17 protein-coding genes and 1 pseudogene are annotated in these 18,611 nt (G+C 70.8%); 1 reads left to right on the forward strand and 17 read right to left on the reverse strand.

Going from position 1 to position 18,611, the window contains the following annotated elements; genetic code table 11:
- The 5 genes from AC067U_RS08245 to AC067U_RS08265 all read right to left on the reverse strand — a co-directional run.
- The coding region (locus AC067U_RS08245; protein WP_478828816.1) for a hypothetical protein at positions 1–290 on the reverse strand (290 nt) is incomplete at its 3' end.
- A 234-nt stretch (positions 291–524) separates the two neighbouring features.
- Positions 525–1,304, reverse strand: a complete 780-nt coding sequence (locus tag AC067U_RS08250) for a TIGR03936 family radical SAM-associated protein (RefSeq protein WP_478828817.1) — start codon at positions 1,302–1,304, stop codon at positions 525–527.
- A 73-nt stretch (positions 1,305–1,377) separates the two neighbouring features.
- Positions 1,378–2,415: a hypothetical protein gene (locus AC067U_RS08255; RefSeq protein ID WP_478828818.1), complete on the reverse strand. Its 1,038-nt coding sequence runs from the start codon at positions 2,413–2,415 to the stop codon at positions 1,378–1,380.
- Between the two features lie 26 nt (positions 2,416–2,441).
- The gene (locus AC067U_RS08260; protein ID WP_478828819.1) at positions 2,442–2,870 is read right to left on the reverse strand and encodes a PIN domain-containing protein; all 429 of its coding nucleotides are present in this window, start codon (positions 2,868–2,870) and stop codon (positions 2,442–2,444) included.
- Entirely contained in the window at positions 2,843–3,088 is a 246-nt protein-coding gene (locus AC067U_RS08265) for a type II toxin-antitoxin system VapB family antitoxin (RefSeq protein ID WP_478828820.1), read from the reverse strand. Before AC067U_RS08265 ends, AC067U_RS08260 begins: the two co-directional genes overlap by 28 nt.
- A 106-nt stretch (positions 3,089–3,194) precedes the next feature.
- Between AC067U_RS08265 and AC067U_RS08270 the strand changes: the two are divergent.
- Positions 3,195–3,371, forward strand: a pseudogene (locus AC067U_RS08270) (recombinase family protein); the annotation flags it as partial.
- Between the two features lie 214 nt (positions 3,372–3,585).
- Here AC067U_RS08270 and AC067U_RS08275 read toward each other — a convergent pair.
- From AC067U_RS08275 to AC067U_RS08330, 12 genes are all read right to left on the reverse strand, one after another.
- Positions 3,586–3,882 carry a hypothetical protein gene (locus tag AC067U_RS08275; protein ID WP_478828821.1) on the reverse strand — a complete coding sequence of 99 codons (297 nt, stop codon included), beginning with the start codon at positions 3,880–3,882 and terminating at the stop codon, positions 3,586–3,588.
- Between the two features lie 658 nt (positions 3,883–4,540).
- Positions 4,541–6,466 (reverse strand): TIGR03960 family B12-binding radical SAM protein, encoded by a 1,926-nt coding sequence (locus AC067U_RS08280; RefSeq protein ID WP_478828822.1) that lies wholly within the window; start codon positions 6,464–6,466, stop codon positions 4,541–4,543.
- A gap of 109 nt (positions 6,467–6,575) precedes the next feature.
- Positions 6,576–8,096, reverse strand: a complete 1,521-nt coding sequence (locus AC067U_RS08285; RefSeq protein WP_478828823.1) for a CYTH and CHAD domain-containing protein — start codon at positions 8,094–8,096, stop codon at positions 6,576–6,578.
- Between the two features lie 178 nt (positions 8,097–8,274).
- Positions 8,275–9,474: a rod shape-determining protein RodA gene (gene rodA, locus AC067U_RS08290; RefSeq protein WP_478828824.1), complete on the reverse strand. Its 1,200-nt coding sequence runs from the start codon at positions 9,472–9,474 to the stop codon at positions 8,275–8,277.
- Between the two features lie 7 nt (positions 9,475–9,481).
- The gene (gene mrdA / locus AC067U_RS08295) at positions 9,482–11,653 is read right to left on the reverse strand and encodes a penicillin-binding protein 2 (protein ID WP_478828825.1); all 2,172 of its coding nucleotides are present in this window, start codon (positions 11,651–11,653) and stop codon (positions 9,482–9,484) included.
- Positions 11,654–11,669: 16 nt separating this feature from the next.
- Positions 11,670–12,365, reverse strand: a complete 696-nt coding sequence (gene mreD, locus AC067U_RS08300; RefSeq protein WP_478828826.1) for a rod shape-determining protein MreD — start codon at positions 12,363–12,365, stop codon at positions 11,670–11,672.
- Positions 12,366–12,368: 3 nt separating this feature from the next.
- Positions 12,369–13,319, reverse strand: coding sequence for a rod shape-determining protein MreC (gene mreC, locus AC067U_RS08305; RefSeq protein ID WP_478828827.1), 951 nt, complete (start codon positions 13,317–13,319; stop codon positions 12,369–12,371).
- Between the two features lie 174 nt (positions 13,320–13,493).
- The gene (locus AC067U_RS08310) at positions 13,494–14,513 is read right to left on the reverse strand and encodes a rod shape-determining protein (protein ID WP_125647420.1); all 1,020 of its coding nucleotides are present in this window, start codon (positions 14,511–14,513) and stop codon (positions 13,494–13,496) included.
- Positions 14,514–14,887: 374 nt separating this feature from the next.
- Positions 14,888–15,298, reverse strand: coding sequence for a nucleoside-diphosphate kinase (gene ndk / locus AC067U_RS08315; RefSeq protein ID WP_478828828.1), 411 nt, complete (start codon positions 15,296–15,298; stop codon positions 14,888–14,890).
- 80 nt (positions 15,299–15,378) lie between these two features.
- A complete protein-coding gene (locus tag AC067U_RS08320; RefSeq protein WP_478828829.1) occupies positions 15,379–15,738 on the reverse strand; it encodes a DUF4233 domain-containing protein in 360 nt (119 codons plus the stop codon).
- Between the two features lie 7 nt (positions 15,739–15,745).
- Complete coding sequence (gene folC, locus AC067U_RS08325) at positions 15,746–17,260, reverse strand: bifunctional tetrahydrofolate synthase/dihydrofolate synthase (protein WP_478828830.1); 1,515 nt, start codon at positions 17,258–17,260, stop codon at positions 15,746–15,748.
- 96 nt (positions 17,261–17,356) lie between these two features.
- Positions 17,357–18,505, reverse strand: coding sequence for a sensor histidine kinase (locus AC067U_RS08330; RefSeq protein WP_478828831.1), 1,149 nt, complete (start codon positions 18,503–18,505; stop codon positions 17,357–17,359).
- Between the last annotated feature and the right edge of the window lie 106 nt (positions 18,506–18,611).

The raw sequence follows: 18,611 nt of genomic DNA on the forward strand, positions 1-18,611 counted from the left end.
ACGGGGGCCTCGACCACGGCCGGAGCCTCGGCGGCGGGCGCGGCCGGCGCGGCAGCGGCACGCGTCGCACGACGACGGGTACGCGCCGGAGCGGCAGCCGGAGCCTCCTCGGCGGCCGGGGCCGGAGCCTCGGCGGCCGCAGTGGCCTCGGGCAGCGCCGCGGTCTCGGCGGCGGTGGCTCCCGGCGGGCCGGCCGGGCGCGAGGCAGCACGGCGGCGCCGACGCGGCGGCAGGTTGTCGCTGGGGCTGTCGCCACCGACGGCGGGGTTCTCGATTTCGTTGTTGAGCATGCGGGCGGTTCTCCCGTCACGCCCCCTGGGCACCGCGGCTGACATCCGGTCCGGCACGGCTCCGCACGAAGGGTGCGGAGCCTGCCTCCGGGGCGCGTTCGCCTCACGGGAGCTGTAGGTCCATGGCCGCCGGTTCCGTACGCGATGTGCGTACGGCCTGGCGGAAGTCTTCAGGTCAGTGCGCGGCCCGACCCAGGTGGCTCCCGAGTACGAGGACTGCGCTTCGTGACGTCCTTACGCGGCGGGACCTTCCGGCGCCTTCGCGGCGGCGGTCGCGGCGGCCGTGGGTGGGGCGGCCGTGACTGCCTCGCGGTCGGGCGCGAGCGGGTCGGTCACCGTGCCGGACTCCTCGTCGAAGAGCCCCTGCGCCAGCCTGGTCACCGCTGCGGGGACCGGCGGCGCCAGGTCGGCCACAGCTCGGAGACCGGACAGGACGTCGTCGGGTCGCACGGCAGGTGTCACGTGCCGAACAACCAGCCGCAGTATCGCACAGGCATTGTCCGGCGTCCTATCACCCGGAGCGGCAGCCGCTGCCAGGCTGACCACGGCCCCCCGGGTGTCGAAGGTCCGCACGCCGTTCTTGGTCCGGCGCTGGACCTCTACGGTCCCGGCGGCGAGGAACACGGACGCGGCCCGCTCGGCCTCGGCGACCTCCACGCCCTCCAGGCGCAGCTCCCAGATGGAGGCGGTCAGCCGGTCGGCGAGGCCCGAGGTGCGGGCCTCCACGGCGTCGGTGATGTCCAGGCCCGCCGGCAGCGACTCGTCGAGCAGCTCGCGCAGCTTTTCGGGGTCGCGGTGCGCGGTGAGGGCGATCTCCAGGTACTCGGCCTCGCTGCCGGTGCCGGTCGGGGCGGCGTTGGCGTAGCTGACCTTCGGGTGCGGGGTGAAGCCCGCCGAGTACGCCATGGGCACCTCGGCGCGGCGCAGGGCCCGCTCGAAGGCGCGCTGGAAGTCGCGGTGGCTGGTGAACCGGAGGCGGCCGCGCTTGGTGTAGCGCAGTCGGATGCGCTGCACCGCCGGAGCGGGTGGCGGGCCTTCGGGCTGTCGCTTGCCCAGTGGTTCTTCTCCTTGTGCGGGGCGCGAGCGCTCAGGCTCCGCCTTGTGACGTCTTTCGCAGCTGGGGCGGCTCCGGGGCCGCGCCTACGGCTGTCGTACTACCCAGAGTACGCGCCCGTGACCTCGCCGGTTCCCGGGGAGGAGTACCCCACAGGGCCCGGCGCACCTGGGCGCGGGCCTCGCGCACGGCGGTCCGCACGGTGCGCCAGGCATCGCGCACGGCGTGCCCGACCGGCGTGAGCACGTACCGGTACACCCGGGTCGCGGGCCACCCGACGGTCACCCATCCGGCCCACTTCACCGCACGCCACAGGGCCCGCAGGATCCGCCCGGCGACGTGCCAGGCCCAGACCAGCACCTGCCACAGGGGCCGCAGCAGGTACGTCAACACCCGCGCGGCCAGCCACCCGAGGGCGATCCCGACCGGCCTCAGCAGGTACGTCCAGAGCTGTACCCCGAGCCACCCGAGGGCGACCCCGACGGGCCGGACCAGATACCGCCACACCTGGACCGCGACCCATGCCACGGCGAGCCCGAGCGGCCGGACCACGTACCGCCACAGGCCGACCCACGGCCAGACGAACACCGTCATGGCCAGCACCCACCCCAGCCAGGCCAGCGCCTTCCAGGCCGGCCACAGCAGGTACCTCCACAGCACCTGCCCGACCCGTCCGGCGGCCACGCCCAGCGGGTGGAGCACCCACGTGTAGAGGAACACCCCGACGGGTTCGAGGAGGTACGCGTACACCCACGAGGCGAGCCACCCCACGCCGGTCCCGAGCGGCCGCAGCAGGTACCGCCACAACCCGACCCAGGGCCAGACGAAAAGGAGCTTCAGCAGAACGACGCACACCCACCCCAGCGCCCGCCCACAGGGCAGGAGCACGTACGTGTACACCGGGTAGAGCAGGTACTCCCACAACTGCCGCAGCAGATACCGCTGCGCGCCCCGCGCCGCGACGACGACCAGATCCCAGACCAGCCGCACGGGCAGCACCACGGCCACGGCCACCGCCTTGGCCACGGCCCCCAGACACCCCCCGGCCGCCGGCGGATCCTTTTTCGTCATCACCGTGTTCATGTGTGTCAGGACACTCAGTCGATGCTTCCAGGTTCCGCCAGCCAGCGGGTGCGGAGATCCGTGTGCTTCGCGATCGTCTCGAAATCCCGGTCGTAGTGCAGGACGACGAGCCGGTGGTGCTGTGCTGTGAGCGCCACGAGGAGGTCGACGACGCCGGCGGATCGCAGGGCACCCGCGGCGGCCAGGGTTGCCTGGAGCGTCGTGACCTTCGTCCAGATCCCGTCCGGGATCCCGTACCAGCCGTAGAGGTCACCGTGCGTGTCGCGCATCTCGGCGTACTGGGCGGGTGATCGCGCCGAGTACAGCACCTCCGCCTCCGTCGCCGCGCACATCCCGATCCGTCCGCCCTCCAGGGCAGTACGCCAGGTTGCGAACGGGCCCGGCAGAGTGATGCGGTGTGCCGCCGAGGTATCGATCAGGAACCGCTCCCCGTGCTCCCCCACGATCCGCGCACCTCCTCCTTGAATCCCGGCTCCCGCCCCTTGTCGAAAGCGCCGTCCTCATCCAGCGCGAGGAGTCTGGCGACGGCCCTCTCCCGCCGGACCCGCGCTCCTATTTCGGCAAGGGCTGCGTTGACGGTGTCCTTCTTCGTCTTGGTCCCGAGCGCCTCCGCGGCCAGCGCGAGCGCCTCCTCGTCGATATCGATCACAGTCTTCGCCATGGATACCCACCTCCAAGAGTTGAGGATATCCACCGAAGGAGACTTCGGATACACGTAGGCCCCCCTCGAAAGGGGGCCTTCGCGATGGCTCGCTCCGGCCCATGAACTGGGCGAGTGGCTCAACAACCGAGCCCCGGAGTTCGATGTCCTTCTCTTCTGGAAACTCGACCGGTTCATCCGCCGCATGTCGGATCTCTCGACCATGATCGAGTGGTGCGAGGGGTGGGGGAAGAACCTCGTGTCGAAGAACGACAGCATCGACCTCGAATTGACCGTCGGCCGCCGCCCTGACGGGGTCTGAAACCGTGGCAGGATTTGAGCCGCCAAGACATGGCGGTCTGCAAGGTAGGGCTAAGGGGTCACCCCGCACCCAACGACAGGCGGTCAGGCAGAGGCGCAGCAGCGCCCCACCGGATGGCGTCCGGCTGAGTGGTGTGGCCGCTCGTCGGGTCCGGGAACGCGCGGGTGACGGTGACCTCTGTCGCCCCGGTGATCCGCTACTGGATGACCTCGTAGATCTCCTTGTAGCCGGATACCGCGTTGCTGTTGAGCGTATCGATCAGTGACTGGGCGTTTGGATCCGCGAAGGACCCTCGCTCCATGGTGAAGTACTGGTCGAGGCTGTCGAACTCCCATTGACAGACGACCGTATCCATGGGACCGGCGTAATCGACGTAGATTCGCCGGTTCGCGTACCCGGCCTCTTCGAACATCTTGGTGAGGGTCTTGAACGCCGCGACGATCTCCGGTGCCTTCCCGCGTTCAGCTTGATATACCTCGCGCATCATGTACATGACGTTCCCCTGCTTTCGCGCACGAACAGTAATCGACTGGTCACTCCATGCTAAATCACCAAAAAGCCGCCCGCATGCCCACTGTCCAGGGTGTTCTCGGAGAAGATCAGCACCCGCGTGAAGGAGCGGCCGGAGCTGGGGAAGGCGCTCACTCTGGCACGGGAGTTCAAGGCAGCCTGCCCGGTGTGCGTCACTACGGGCCGGACGCTGCTCCATGCGGACTCGGGAACTCCGAGCGCGGCGAGTGCCGCGCGTATGGACTCCGTCGCGTCCGTCGCCTGAGCCCTGGCGTCCCTCCACGTCCGCATGTCCATCAGTGGCCGGTCCCGTGCATCCGAAGCAGGATGTTGCAGCTCTGTCGGAACCTGAGGGTCAAGAGGGCGTGTTCACCCCGATCCGACCTGATGCTGTTCATCGGCGCCACGCAGAAGGCGCCCGGACCCTTAGGGCCCGGACGCCTCTGTTCAGCTACACCCACTCGACCGCCGAGACGATGCCCGCATCTTGCCGAGGAGCAGGAAGCGGCGTGCGCCGCACAGGGCGGGGAGCCTGCTCGCGCTCCTTCGTCCCGAGCCCTCTCAGGATCTCGGAACGCTCCGCCTCCTCATGCCAGCGAGCTTCTCAGCCATCCTCAGGACGGCATCGCCGCTGGTCACGGCTACTTCTTGACCTCAAGCGGCAGGAGCTTCTTGCCGGTGGGGCCGATCTGAATGTCGAGTCCGAGCTGAGGACACACGCCGCAGTCGAAGCACGGGGTCCAGCGGCAGTCCTCGACCTCGGTCTCGTCGAGGGCGTCCTGCCAGTCCTCCCAGAGCCAGTCCTTGTCGAGGCCGGAGTCCAGGTGGTCCCAGGGGAGGACTTCCTCGTAGGTGCGCTCGCGGGTGGTGTACCAGGCGACGTCCACGCCGTACTCGGGCAGGGTCTTCTCGGCCGCCTGCATCCAGCGGTCGTACGAGAAGTGCTCGCGCCAGCCGTCGAAGCGGCCACCGCCCTCGTAGACGGCGCGGATGACGTCGCCGATGCGGCGGTCGCCGCGGGAGAGGAGCCCCTCGACGATGCCCGGCTTGCCGTCGTGGTAGCGGAAGCCGATGGAGCGGCCGTACTTCTTGTCGCCGCGGATCTTGTCCCGGAGCTTCTCCAGGCGGGCGTCCGTCTCCTCGGCGGAGAGCTGGGGGGCCCACTGGAACGGGGTGTGCGGCTTGGGCACGAAACCGCCGATGGAAACCGTGCAGCGGATGTCGTTCTGGCCGGAGACCTCGCGGCCCTTGGCGATCACGTTGACGGCCATGTCGCCGATCTGGAGGACGTCCTCGTCGGTCTCCGTGGGCAGGCCGCACATGAAGTACAGCTTCACCTGGCGCCAGCCGTTGCCGTACGCCGTGGCGACCGTACGGATCAGGTCCTCCTCCGAGACCATCTTGTTGATGACCTTGCGCATGCGCTCGGAGCCGCCCTCGGGGGCGAAGGTGAGGCCCGACCGGCGGCCGTTGCGGGTCAGCTCGTTGGCCAGGTCGACGTTGAAGGCGTCCACCCGGGTGGAGGGCAGGGAGAGGCCGATCTTGTCTTCCTCGTAGCGGTCCGCGAGGCCCTTGGCGATGTCGGCGATCTCCGTGTGGTCCGCGGAGGACAGGGAGAGGAGGCCGACCTCCTCAAAGCCGGTGGCCTTCAGACCGCGGTCCACCATCTCGCCGATGCCGGTGATGCTTCGCTCCCGCACGGGGCGCGTGATCATGCCGGCCTGGCAGAAACGGCAACCGCGGGTACAGCCGCGGAAGATCTCGACGGACATCCGCTCGTGGACCGTCTCGGCGAGGGGGACGAGGGGCTGCTTGGGGTACGGCCACTCGTCGAGGTCCATGACGGTGTGCTTGGACACGCGCCACGGCACGCCGGAGCGGTTGGGCACCACGCGGGCGATACGGCCGTCCGGCAGGTACTCGACGTCGTAGAAGCGCGGGATGTAGACCGCACCGGTCTTGGCCAGGCGGAGCAGGACCTCGTCGCGGCCGCCGGGGCGGCCCTCCGCCTTCCAGGCGCGGATGATCTCGGTCATGTCGAGCACGGCCTGCTCGCCGTCGCCGATGATCGCCGCGTCGATGAAGTCCGCGATCGGCTCCGGGTTGAAGGCGGCGTGGCCGCCCGCCAGGACGATCGGGTGGTCGACGGTGCGGTCCTTGGACTCCAGCGGGATGCCCGCCAGGTCCAGGGCGGTGAGCATGTTCGTGTAGCCCAGCTCCGTGGAGAAGGACAGGCCGAACACGTCGAAGGCCGACACCGGGCGGTGGGAGTCCACGGTGAACTGGGGGACCCGGTGCTCGCGCATCAGGGCCTCCAGGTCGGGCCACACGCTGTAGGTGCGCTCGGCCAGGACGCCCTCGCGCTCGTTGAGCACCTCGTAGAGGATCATGACGCCCTGGTTGGGCAGCCCGACCTCGTACGCGTCCGGGTACATGAGCGCCCAGCGGACGTCACAGCTCTCCCAGGGCTTGACGGTGGAGTTGAGTTCACCGCCGACGTACTGGATGGGCTTCTGCACATGCGGGAGCAGCGCTTCGAGCTGGGGGAAGACCGACTCGGACATCACGCGACTTTCGTGAAGCGGGCAGGGGGAGACATTCCAGGGTACCCGAGCCCCGGACGGCCCCTGTCGGCGTTGATCAACGGCCGCCGCGCCCGCCCCCTGCCCGCCGCGGTCAGCCCAGGGCGCTCCGCAGGGCGGGGTCCGAGGCCTCGGCCCAGACTTCCGGGAGCCGGTTCTCGCTGCGCTCCGCCCGGGCTTCCTCGCGGCCGTGCAGGAGGCCCCAGGTGAAGGAGGGCTCGCCGGCACCGTTGGCCTGGTGGGCCAGGTCGAGCAGGGAGGCCCGGGCGACCACGCTGTCCTGGTGTTCGCCGAGCAGGCTCTGGACGGACTTCATGGCCTTGGCGAGCTTCTTGGCGGGTTTGCCGAGCGCGGGTTCGGCGGCCTCGGCGGCGTAGCGGGCGCGTTTGGCGGCCTTCCGGGCGTCGTGCAGGGCGTGGTCGCGCTGCTCCCCCGGTTCCAGGGACAGGGCGTGGTCGACGCGGGCGGCGAGGCGGCCGTAGTCGCGCAGGACGGCCTTGGGGAGGGCCTTCGCGGCCGGCTTCCCGGCGCCGGACCGCAGGGGCGGGTCGGCGAGCAGGCCCTCCAGGGTGTCGAGGAGGGCGAGGTGGCGGTCGCTGTCGAGGACGGCGAGGGCCTGGCGGCGGGAGTCGGAGCGGCGGGTCTTGTTCCAGGTGCGCAGGCGGCGGCGGACGGGGCCGGAGACGAGGGTGCGGGGGAGTTCGGCGAACACGGCCTGGAAGTGCTCGTGGAGGACCTCCTGGTCGCGGTCGACGCCGAGTTCCTGGCCGAGCCACCGCAGCTCCTCGCCGACGGGGTCGGTGACCTCGCGGTCGAGGACCTTGCGGTAGGTCTTGAAGGCGCTGCGCATGCGGCGGGCGGCGACCCGCATCTGGTGCACCGAGTCGGGCTGGTCGCGGCGTACGGCCGGGTCGTAGGCGATCAGGGCGTCGAGCTGCTCGCGGAGGTACGCCAGCACGTACGCGCCGGCCGTCCCGTCGCCCGGGTCGGGGCGGGGGCGCGAGGGGGGTTCGGCTCCGGTCTCGGCGAGGGCGCGGGCGAGTTTGGAGGGGGCGTCGGAGACCTTGAGCCCGGCCTTCCTGAACCTCTCCTCGACGGCGTCGAGCAGGGCGGGGTCGGTGTCGTCGGCGAGTTCCACCTCGACCTCGGTCCAGGCGGCGGTGGTGTCCTCGCGTTCGGCGGTGACGGTGTCGGTGCTGAGTTCGGCGAGGAGGGTTCCGTCGGCGTCGAGGAGGTGGCTGATCCGGCGCGAGGAGAGCAGCCGGACCTGGGGTTCCAGCCGGCCGTCGCGGACGCGGGAGCGGACCAGGGCGGCGAGGGGGCCGGGCAGGGTGTCGCTGAGCTCGGCCCGGACCTCGTCGCGGACTCCGGGGGCGACGGGGAGTTTGAGGTGCCAGCCGGCGTCCTCGCCGCCGGTGCGGCGGCGCAGGGTCAGGCCGTCGGCGGCGAGCCGACGGTCGGGGGTGTCGTAGTAGACGGCGTCGAGGTCGGCGGTGCCCTGGTCGTGTACGGCCGCGATGCCGGCCGTGCCCGTCAGGTCCGGTACCCCGCGCCGTTCCGCCTTGGGCTTCGTGAACTCGAATTTCCGCTCGATCTCGCGCTTCGTGTCCGCCATGCATCGAACGTAGTCCTGAACGGGGCGGAACGCGGTGGTGAACGGGAGATTCGGCGGAGATCCGTCGGAAGCGGGTCCGGTCCGGCCGGGCCCGGCCGTGCTGCCCGGGCCCCGGCGGAGCGGGTCCGAGCAGCACACCGGCGGTGTCCCGGTGTGCTTACGGCGGGCGGGTACGCCGCTACGCCGACAGCGGCCGCTGCACGCGGATCGACTGGAGCAGGCCGATCGCCACCCAGACGGCGAACATCGAGGAGCCGCCGTAGGAGACGAACGGGAGCGGCAGGCCGGCCACCGGCATGATGCCGAGGTTCATGCCGATGTTCTCGAAGGCCTGGAAGGAGAACCAGGCGATGATCCCGGCCGCCACGATCGTCCCGTACAGCTCGGTGGTCTCCCGGGCGATCACGCAGGCCCGCCACAGCACCACGGCGAGCAGCCCGAGGATGGCCAGGCCGCCGACGAAGCCCAGCTCCTCCCCCGCCACCGTGAACACGAAGTCGGTCTGCTGCTCGGGCACGAACTGTCCGACGGTCTGCGGGCCCTTGAACAGGCCCGAGCCCAGCAGTCCGCCGCCGCCGATCGCGATCCGCGCCTGGTTGGTGTTGTAGCCGGCGCCCGAGGGGTCGAGCTCGGGGTTGGCGAAGGCGGCGAAGCGGTTGATCTGGTACTCGTCGAGCACGCCCAGCTGCCAGACCAGCACCGCGCCGGCGATGCCGGAGCCCACCAGGCCCAGCACCCAGCGGTTGGAGGCGCCGGAGGCCAGCAGCACTCCGAGCACGATCACCACCATGACCATGACCGAGCCGAGGTCGGGCATCAGCATGACGATGCCCATGGGGGCGGCGGCCAGGCACAGCGCCTTGACCACGGTCCGGTGCTCGGGATGGTCCAGGTCGCCGGCGTCCACGCGGGAGGCCAGCAGCATCGCCATCACCAGGATGATCGTGACCTTGACGAACTCGGAGGGCTGGAGGGAGAAGCCGCCGCCGATCACGATCCAGGCGTGGGCGCCGTTGATGGTGGCGCCGAGCGGGGTGAGCACGGCCGACACCAGGAGCAGCGAGAGCCCGTAGAGGACCGGCACCGCGCCGCGCAGGGTGCGGTGGCCGAGCCAGACCGTGCCGATCATCAGCACCAGGCCGATGCCGGTGTTGAGCAGGTGGCGCCAGAGGAAGTACTGCGGGTCGCCCTGGTTGAGGGTGTCCCGGTTGCGGGTGGCGGACCACACCAGCAGGGCGCCGATCAGCGACAGCGCGAGGGCCGAGAGCAGTATCGGCCAGTCGAGCCGGCGCAGGACCGAGTCGCGGGCCGTCAGGCGGGCCATCGGCCCTTTGCGCGGCGCGTACCGGGATACGGAGAACTTGTTGGCGGTCGGCATCTTCGGCTCAGTCCTGCAGATGTCGGGGCGGGGCGGGGGGACCGGCGAGTCCGGGCGTCAGATCCTCCGGGGTCGGCGGCACGTAGGGCTTGACCTCCGGGGCCTGGATGGTGCCGTCGGGCTGGACCGTGGGCAGCTTCGCCTCCGGCTTCGGCAGCAGGGGCTTGCCGTTCGGCTTGCCCTCCATGGTGAGGCCGTACATGGCGTTGTAGATGTTGCGGACGGCGGGACCCGAGGCGCCGGAGCCGGTACCGGCCTGGGAGATCGTCATCACGATGGTGAAGTCCTGGGTGTAGGTCGCCAGCCAGGAGGTGGTCTGCTTGCCGTAGACCTGGGCGGTGCCGGTCTTGGCGTGCATCGGGATCTTGTCCTGCGGCCAGCCGCCGAACCGCCATGCGGCGGTGCCGCCGGGCTCGACGACGGACTTCAGGCCCTTGTCGAGGTCGGAGATGGTCTTGGCGTCGACCGGCAGCTTCGCGTGGAACCTGGGCTTGACCTCCTCCACCGTGCCGTCGGGGCCGATCACGGCCTTGCCGACGATGGGGTGGTAGAGGGTGCCGCCGTTGCTGATGGCGCCGTAGATGGAGGCCATCTGGATGGGGGTGACCAGGACGTCACCCTGGCCGATGGCGAAGTTGATGCTGTCGAAGGCCTTCAGTTGGTTGCCTTCGAGGCAGTTCTCGTACGCGATCTGCTCGACGTAGGTGCCGCCCTTCTTGCCCTCACGGCACCAGGCGTCCTTGTTGGCCTCCCAGAAGCTCTTCTTCCAGTGGCGGTCGGGGATCCGGCCGGTGACCTCGTTCGGCAGGTCGATGCCGGTCTCGGAGCCGAGTCCGAATTCACGGGCCGTCCGGTAGAACCAGTCGTGGGCGTCCTTCTTGGGGCTCAGGCCGCCGTCGCGCTGCCACTCCTTGTGCCCGAGGGCGTAGAAGACGGTGTTGCAGGAGAACTTGAGGGCTTCGCCGAGGCTGATGGGGCCGTGGCCCTTGGACTCGAAGTTCGCGAAGCTGCGGCCGCCCATGTTGTAGGAAGCGCTGCAGTTGTACTTGTCGTCGAAGGCGTAGCCGGCGCGCACGGCGGCGCTCGCGGACACCACCTTGAAGATGGAGCCTGCGGGGGCCTGGCCCTGGATGGCCCGGTTGAGCAGCGGGTAGTTGGAGTTCTTGCTGGTCAGCCGGGCGTAGTCCTGGGCGGAGATGCCGCCGACCCAGGCGTTGGGGTCGTAGTCGGGCTGGGAGGCCATGGCGACCACGCGGCCGGTCTTGGTCTCCATGACGACGACGGCGCCCGAGTCGGCCTCGTACTTGCGGCCGGTGATCTTGTCCGTCTCGTTGCGGACGACCTTCATGGCCTGGGCGAGCTCGTACTCGGCGACGGCCTGGACCCGGGCGTCGATGCTGGTGACCAGGGTGGAGCCGGCCACGCCCGGGTCGGACTGGGTCTGGCCCATGACGCGGCCGAGGTTGTCGACCTCGTAGGAGGTGACCTGTGCCTTGCCGCGCAGCTGCTTGTCGTAGGTGCGTTCGATGCCGGAGCGGCCCACCTGGTCCGAGCGCAGGTGCGGCGAGTCGGTGTCCTTGGCCTTCTGGATCTCGTCGTCGGTGACCGGGGAGAGGTAGCCGAGCACCTGTGCGGTGCGGGCCCCGCCGGGCGCGGGATAGCGGCGCACCGCGGTGGGCTCGGCGGTGATGCCGGGGAAGTCCTCGGGGCGTTCGCGGATCGTGAGGGCCTGCTGGGTGGTGGCTTCCAGGGTGACCGGGATCGGCTGGTACGGGGAGCCGTTCCAGCAGGGCTTGGGGGTCTTGGAGTCGCAGAGCCGGATCTTGTCCATGACGTCCTGCGGCTTCATGCCCAGGACCCCGGCGAGGCGGGTCAGGACCGCCTTCCCCCTGTCCTTTATCTTCATCAGCTCGGTGCGGGAGGCCGAGACGACCAGGCGGGTCTCGTTGTCGGCGATGGGTACGCCGCGGGCGTCGAGGATGGTGCCGCGCACGGCGGGCTGCACCACCCGCTGGACGTGGTTGCTGCGGGCCGCGTGGGCGTACTCGTGGCCCTGGCGGATCTGCAGGTACCAGAGCCGTCCGCCGAGCGTGAGCAGCAGGGAGAACACGAGCACCTGGATGATGACGAGACGGATCTGCACCCGGGGGGTGCGGCCGGTCTCCGGGATGTTGGTCATGCGTCGTGTTCCCCCGTCACAGCTTCTTGACGCTCTTCACGCCTTTGACGCCCTTTATCCGCCCGGCCCGGTTGGCGCGGCCGCGGGCCGTCCGCAGGCGGAGGCCGCCGCGCGGGCTGCCGATGCGCAGGCCGGTGCCGCCGGCCAGCCAGCCGGAGGAGACGTCGGTGCCCTGCGGTGCACCGGCGTTGGCTTCCACGGCCATCGGGTCGCTCTCGGCGCGCCGGGCCAGCGCCATGATGAACGGCACGGTGAACGGGGCGAGCAGCAGGTCGTAGAGGACGGCGCTGAACAGCAGCCCGCCGAGGCCGACGTGGCGTTCGGCGGTGTCGCCGACCAGGACGCCCACGCCGACGTAGAGCAGGACGGAGCCGAGGGCCGCGGCGAGCACCGTGAGCATGGGGCCCCAGGCGGACCGGAAGCGGCCCTTGTCGGGGCGGGCGAGGCCGGCGGCGTAGCCGACGACGCACAGGACGAGGGCGTAGCGGCCGACGGCGTGGTCGGCGGGCGGGGCGAGGTCGGCGAGGAGTCCGGCGCCGAAGCCGAGCAGGGCGCCGGAGGTCGGCCCGTACACCAGGGACAGGGAGACCACGGTGAGCAGCATCAGGTCGGGCACGGCGCCGGGCAGTTGGAGCCGTCCGAGGACGGTGACCTGGATGACCAGGGCGACCACGACGAGGGTGCCGGAGAGCAGGATCCGGTTGAAGCGCATGGCTCAGCTCTCCTCTTCGTCCGCCGGGCGGCCGGAGACGCTCGCGGAGGGCGTCACCGTGACGGTGACCGTCGGGGTGGGCTTGGGGGGTTCCGGCTTGGGCGGCAGGACGGCGTCGCGCGGGTCCTGGCGGGGCGGTACGACGACCACGCCGACGATGTCGAGCCGGGAGAAGCCGACGAAGGGGCGGACGTGGACGGTCCGGGTGAGTCCGCCGCCGGAGGGGTCGACGCGGACGACCTCGCCGAGCGGGACGCCGGGCACGAAGGGCTTGTTGGCGCTGGAGCCGAAGGTGACCAGGCGGTCGCCGGGGCTGACCTTGGCGCGGCCGTTGAGCATCTGGACGGACAGGGGGCGGTCGCCCTGTCCGGTGGCGAAGCCGAGTTCGCCGGTCTTCTCCAGGCGGGTGCCGACGGTGAAGTCGGGGTCGCTGGCGAGCAGCACGGTGGCGGTGTCGGGGCCGACGGTGGTGACCCGGCCGACCAGTCCGTCGCCGTTGAGGACGGTCATGTCGCGCTGGATGCCGTCCTTGGTGCCGGCGTCGATGGTGACCGTCCAGGAGAAGCCCTGGGCCGCCCCTATGGCGATGACCTCGGCGCCCTTGATGCCGTACTGGCCGGCTCCGGCCCGCTTGAGCATGCCGTCGAGTTCGCCGATGCGGCTGCGGTTGCGGTCGTCACTGCCGAGCTTGGCTTTGAGGGCCGCGTTCTCGCGCTCCAGCACGCTGATGCGGTTGTGCCGTTCGCCGGAGTCCCGTACTGCCCCTATGGCGTTGGCGACCGGGTCGACGGCGGTCGCGACGCCCTTCTCGACCGGGCCGAAGACCGCGGCGGCGGCCTGCCGGGCACCGTCGACCGGTGACTCCTCACCCGCCCGGATGTCCACCGTGATCAGTGCGAACGCGATGGCGACCAGCAGTACCAGGAGCAGCCGGCTCTCTCGTGTGTCCCTCACGTGCGGCGGCCGTGCCTTCCGTTGTGATCCGTGCCGGCTTGGCGACCGGCTCTGGTGGAGCCGGTGGTTCCACCGGTTTCCCTGCCTGTATATCAACGATCCGCCGTACGGGAGCGGCAGCACCCGTACGGCGGATCCTGGTGTTCCGCGGGTCCCCTGGATGTGGGGGTCCGTTCACCGCCGGGGCTGGGCGTCCAGTACCTGCTGGAGGGCCTCGAACTCCTCCACGCACTTGCCGGAGCCGAGCGCGACGGAGTCGAGGGGGTCCTCGGCGATGTGGATGGGCATGCCGGTCTCCCGGCGGAGCCGCTCGTCGAGGCCCCGCAGGAGCGCGCCGCCGCCGGTGAGCACGATGCCGCGGTCCATGATGTCGCCGGAGAGCTCCGGCGGGCACTTGTCGAGGGTGGTCTTGACGGCGTCGACGATGGCGTTGACCGGCTCCTCGATGGCCTTGCGGACCTCGGCGGCCGAGATGACGACCGTCTTGGGGAGGCCGGAGACCAGGTCGCGGCCGCGGATTTCGGTGTGCTCGTCCTTGTCGAGGTCGTAGGCCGAACCGATGGTGATCTTGATCTGCTCGGCGGTCCGCTCACCGAGGAGGAGGCTGTACTCCTTCTTGATGTGCTGGATGATCGCGTTGTCGAGCTCGTCGCCGGCCACCCGGATGGACTGTGCCGTGACGATTCCGCCGAGTGAGATGACGGCGACCTCGGTGGTGCCGCCGCCGATGTCCACGACCATGTTGCCGGTCGCCTCGTGGACGGGGAGGCCGGAGCCGATGGCGGCGGCCATGGGCTCCTCGATGATGTGCACCTGACGGGCGCCGGCCTGGGTGGACGCCTCGATGACGGCGCGGCGCTCGACCCCGGTGATGCCGGAGGGGACGCAGACCACGACGCGCGGGCGGGCCAGGTAACGGCGCTTGTGGATCTTGAGGATGAAGTAGCGCAGCATGCGCTCGGTGATCTCGAAGTCGGCGATCACGCCGTCCTTGAGGGGGCGTACGGCGACGATGTTGCCGGGCGTCCGGCCGATCATCTTCTTCGCCTCGGATCCGACCGCCAGGATGCCGCCGGTGTTCGTGTTGATGGCGACGACGGAAGGCTCGTTCAGGACGATCCCCCGGCCCCTCACGTACACCAGCGTGTTGGCGGTCCCGAGGTCGACAGCCATGTCACGGCCGATGAACGACATTGAGTTCCCCTTGTTCCCCATGAGGAGCGTCTGGCCTTCCAGTTGATAGCGGCTGCTGTCAGGTCGGCGAGGTGGGTGTGGGTGGAGGCCCCATCGTAGTGCCGGACCTGAGCACTTGCGCGACGGGACTCCGCTTCGGGTGACGCGGGGCCGCCGGAACGGCTTCCGCCCCCATCTGTGCTGACGTCGTGGTCTGCCCATGCGTTCCCGCCAGGGCCCGGGAATACCGAAGGGCGACCGAAATTACTTCGGTCGCCCCAGGTCATGAGCGCTATTCGGCTGATGTTCAGTCAGAGAGGAGTGCTCTCCGGGGTGCTCCGACCGTTATACCGGTCCGATCGTTACGCCGGTCCGGCCGCCGCACCGCTCCCCCGTTACAGCGAGGGGAAGAACAGCTTCAGCTCGCGCTCCGCGGACTCCTCGCCGTCGGAGGCGTGGATGAGGTTCTCACGGACGATCGTGCCGAAGTCACCCCGGATGGAGCCGGGAGCTGCGGCGATCGGGTCGGTGGGACCGGCGAGCGTGCGCAGGCCCTCGATCGCGCGCTCCCCTTCCACCACGAGGACGACGACCGGGCCGCTCGCCATGAAGCCCATCAGGGGCTCGTAGAAGGGCTTGCCCTTGTGCTCCCCGTAGTGGGCCTCGAGGGTCTCCTCGTCCAGGGTGCGCAGCTCCATCGCCGGGATGGTCCAGCCGGCCTTGCGCTCGATGCGGCCGATGATCTCGCCGATCAGACCCCGCCGGACGGCGTCGGGCTTGAGGATGACGAGAGTGCGCTGGGTCATGGGTACGGCTCCTTGCGGCATACGGGTGCGGTCGTACGAGGCTACAGGGGGCGGGGCCGGGGGTGTCCCCCGGACGCCCCCTACGCCCCGGCCGGGGCCTCGCCCTGGTCCTGCTGCTGCGCGGCCCAGCGGGCCTTGGCCGCGTCCACCTTGCGGCCGTAGTGCACCGAGCACCACCACAGGGCCGCGAAGACCGCGCCCAGGAAGAACATCGTCGGCACGACGAAGCCGCTCAGGACCAGCCCGATCTGCAGCGCCCAGCCGATCTGCACGGCACCGGGCCGCGACAGCATCCCGCACAGCAGAAGCGACAGCAGCATGCCGGCCCCGCACACGGCCCAGACGGTGGCCTGCGACAGATCGCCCTTCATGGCGACCAGCCCGGCGAAGCCGATCACGAAGAACTCGCCGATCAGCGTGGAGGCGCACAGGGTACGCACGGTTGGCTCAGCCCCTCTTCAGCAGCAGGCGGGCTTCGCCCACCGTCATCACGGAACCGGTCACCAGGACACCGGCCCCTCCGTATTCCGCTTCTTCCTCGGCCAGGGTGATCGCCGCCTCCAGGGCGTCGTCCAGACGCGGCTCCACCTGCACCCGGTCGGCGCCGAAGACCTCGACCGCGATGGCCGCGAGCTCGTCGGCGTCCAGCGCCCGGTGGGTGGCGTTCGCCGTGATGACCACCTCCGCGAAGATCGGCTCGAAGGCCTCCAGGACGCCCCGGACGTCCTTGCCCTCGCTGGTGCCGACCACGCCGATCAGCCGGCTGAACCCGAAGGACTCGGTGACGGCCTCCGCAGTGGCGAGCGCGCCCGCCGGGTTGTGCGCCGCGTCCAGGATCACCGTGGGGCTGCGCCGGACGACCTCCATCCGGCCGGGGGAGGTCACCGATGCGAAGGCCTTGCGGACCGTGTCGATGTCCAGCGGCCGCGCGTGCTCCGCGCCGATGCCGAAGAACGCCTCCACGGCCGCCAGCGCCACCGCCGCGTTGGCCGCCATGTGCGCGCCGTACAGCGGGAGGAAGACGTCCTCGTACTCGCCGCCCAGGCCGCGCAGCGTGAGCTGCTGCCCGCCGACCGCGACCTCCCGGGCGACCACGCCGAACTCCATGCCCTCGCGGGCCACGGTGGCGTCCACCTCGACGGCCTTCTTCAGCAGCACCTGAGCCGCGTCCACCGGCTGCTGGGCCAGGATCACGGTGGCGCCCTGCTTGATGACGCCGCCCTTCTCCTCCGCGATCTCGCCGGGAGTGCCGCCGAGCCGGTCGGTGTGGTCCAGGCTGATCGGGGTGACCACGGCGACCGAGGCGTCGATGACGTTGGTGGCGTCCCAGGTGCCGCCCATGCCGACCTCGATCACGGCCGCGTCCACCGGGGCGTCGGCGAAGGCGGCGTAGGCCATGCCGGTGAGCACCTCGAAGAAGGACAGCCGGTAGTCCTGCGAGGCGTCGACCATCTCCACGTACGGCTTGATGTCCCGGTACGTCTCGACGAAGCGCTCGACGCTGATCGGGCCGCCGTCCAGGCTGATCCGCTCGGTGACCAGCTGCACGTGCGGGCTGGTGTAGCGGCCGGTGCGCAGCTCGAAGGCGTTCAGCAGGGCCTCGATCATGCGGGAGGTGCTGGTCTTGCCGTTGGTGCCGGTGACGTGGATGGTCGGGTACGAGCGCTGCGGCTCGCCGAGGACGTCCATCAGTGCGGCGATGCGCCGGACGGAGGGCTCCAGCTTGGTCTCGCCCCAGCGGGTGGACAGCTCCTGCTCCACCTCGCGCAGCGCCTTGACCAGCTCGGGGTCGGTGGGCAGGGCGGGCACGGGGTCGCCCTGCGGGGCGCCGGCCTGGGCGCGCAGGGTGCGGCTGCCCGCTTCGATCACCGCCAGGTCCGGGTCGCGGTCGGTTTCTTCGGCCACGATCTCGTCGAACTCGTCGAAGCGATCGTCACTGGGCTCGGGCTGCTGCTCACTCACGGGTCCAGTCTACGGACGGGCGGCGCGCCGCTGCCGGGGCGGGCGGGCGGAGGGGGCCGCGGCCGGGCCGGGCCCGGGGCGTGGGTCCGCACGGATTCAGGAGCAGGGCAGGATGGCGACCACCTCGTACCGGTGGGCCGTGCGGGTGGCGGTCAGGGTGCCGCCCAGGCTGCGGACGCGTTCGGCCATGCTGGCCGTGCCGGATCCGGCCGAGACCGGGGCGCGGCCCGGTGTGCGCGCGGGGAGGCCGTTGCCGACGGCGATCCGCAGCTGCGGGCCGTCGGCGGAGATGCGTACGTCGACGGTCTCGCCGCGGGCGTGCTTGGCCGCGTTGGTCAGGCATTCCTGGACCACCCGGTAGACGGCGGCCTGACGCAGCGGGGAGAGGGCGTGCACGCCGGGGTCGAGGTGCAGACGGACCGGGGAGCCCGCCCGGCCGCTCTGCTCGGCCAGCGCGGACAGCCCGTTCACACCGGGGGTGGCGGCCGGGTCGCCGCGCTGCACGATGATCTCGTTGAGGACGAGGTGGGCCCGGCGGGCCGTGTCGGCGAGCTCGTCGAAGTCCTTCGCGTACGCCGTCTCGCGCGCCCGCAGGGAGAGCACCTCCGAGCGGACGGTGAGCAGGGTCAGCTCACGGCCGACGAAGTCGTGGACGTCGCGCGCGACGGAGGTCCGCTCCTGCTGCACGGCCTGGAGCACGGCGGACTCGGCCCGCCGGGCGTCGAGCTCCCGGACCAGGTCCTGCCGGTACGCGGCGATGCCGACGGCCGAGGCGAGGACGCCGATGGGCACCACCAGGCCGAGGAAGGCACTGAGGGTCCTCGCGTGGTCCAGGGGCCAGCCCGGCAGGTTGAACAGGGCCAGGCAGAAGACGATGTACCCGGCGGTGGCGAGGACGCCGGCCCGGCGGCCCCGGTAGCGGCCCACGGAGTACAGGGCGAACTGGATCAGCGTGAGCTCGTGCAGCCAGCCGATGAACAGCAGGGCGACGGCGAGCGACAGCCAGGGCAGGCTGCGCCGGACCAGCAGGGTGGCGGCGCCGGCGGCGAGGACGAGCGCGGCGGTCGGGCCGTTCAGCGAGTTGTCGGCGGCGGCCAGGCCCGGCAGGTCCAGGGCCATCAGGGCGAGGCAGCCGATCGCGGTGAGGGCGTCGAGCACGCGGGGCGACCCGGCCCGGCTCGCGGCGATCCGGCGGCCCGCGGCGGTGACCGTCTGGAGCGCCGGGGCGAGGGGCTTGGGGTGCATGCCATCCATCATCCGTGGTCGGGACTGCGGATGAGCTGCGCACGGCGGGCGAAAACCGTGATATGCGGCACTTCCGGACAGGTGGGGGCGGGCCGGACGAGGTGTC

Source organism: Streptomyces sp. NPDC043853 (assembly GCF_056436025.1).

Coding starts and splice junctions, on each gene's coding strand:
- AC067U_RS08310 (WP_125647420.1), bottom strand. CDS start 14,513: ATGTCGTTCATCGGCCGTGACATGGCTGTCGACCTCGGGACCGCCAAC.
- AC067U_RS08255 (WP_478828818.1), bottom strand. CDS start 2,415: ATGACGAAAAAGGATCCGCCGGCGGCCGGGGGGTGTCTGGGGGCCGTG.
- mrdA (WP_478828825.1), bottom strand. CDS start 11,653: ATGACCAACATCCCGGAGACCGGCCGCACCCCCCGGGTGCAGATCCGT.
- AC067U_RS08330 (WP_478828831.1), bottom strand. CDS start 18,505: ATGCACCCCAAGCCCCTCGCCCCGGCGCTCCAGACGGTCACCGCCGCG.
- AC067U_RS08265 (WP_478828820.1), bottom strand. CDS start 3,088: ATGGCGAAGACTGTGATCGATATCGACGAGGAGGCGCTCGCGCTGGCC.
- mreD (WP_478828826.1), bottom strand. CDS start 12,365: ATGCGCTTCAACCGGATCCTGCTCTCCGGCACCCTCGTCGTGGTCGCC.
- AC067U_RS08275 (WP_478828821.1), bottom strand. CDS start 3,882: ATGTACATGATGCGCGAGGTATATCAAGCTGAACGCGGGAAGGCACCG.
- AC067U_RS08285 (WP_478828823.1), bottom strand. CDS start 8,096: ATGGCGGACACGAAGCGCGAGATCGAGCGGAAATTCGAGTTCACGAAG.
- rodA (WP_478828824.1), bottom strand. CDS start 9,474: ATGCCGACCGCCAACAAGTTCTCCGTATCCCGGTACGCGCCGCGCAAA.
- ndk (WP_478828828.1), bottom strand. CDS start 15,298: ATGACCCAGCGCACTCTCGTCATCCTCAAGCCCGACGCCGTCCGGCGG.